The sequence below is a fragment of the Geminicoccus flavidas genome, from assembly GCF_009806515.1.
GTDB lineage: Bacteria > Pseudomonadota > Alphaproteobacteria > Geminicoccales > Geminicoccaceae > Geminicoccus > Geminicoccus flavidus.
Window position 1 is genome coordinate 1 of record NZ_WUJP01000344.1, and the last position, 464, is coordinate 464.

Consider the following 464-nt stretch of genomic DNA (forward strand, 5'->3'; position numbering starts at 1 on the left):
GCGGCCGCGCCACCACATGCGGGGCCAGCCACTTCCACACATCGGCATAATAGTCGGCCAAGCCCTGCTTGGTGATGCCGTCCTCGGGCCAGTAGACCCGGTCGGGATGGGTCAGCCGCACCGCAGGCGCGCCACCCTGCCTGCGCCTTGCCGGCTTCTTCGCCAGCTCCGGCGGAGCCGGTTCAGACGGGGCCGACTCCGCAGCGGCCTGTCCGTCCGGCACCTCGCGCACGATCTCTTCGGCCGGCTTGTCGTCACGCAGGCCGCGGAAGGAGGCGTGGCGCAGCAGCAGGTCGCCGGTCCAGCCGCGGAACTCGACTTCCGCCACCAGTTGGGGCTCGACCCAGCGGACGTCCCGGTCGCTGCGCTCCGGGCTCTTGGTGAACGGCATCCTGGTGGATTTGAGCTGGTGCAGCCGCTCCCAGAGTTCGCGCGCCGTGGCCCGGCTGAAGCCGGTGCCGACC

General features: G+C 71.3%; 1 protein-coding gene. It reads right to left on the reverse strand.

Going from position 1 to position 464, the window contains the following annotated elements:
- The coding region (locus tag EQG76_RS09535; protein WP_456237661.1) for an ATP dependent DNA ligase at nt 1–464 on the reverse strand (464 nt) is incomplete at both ends.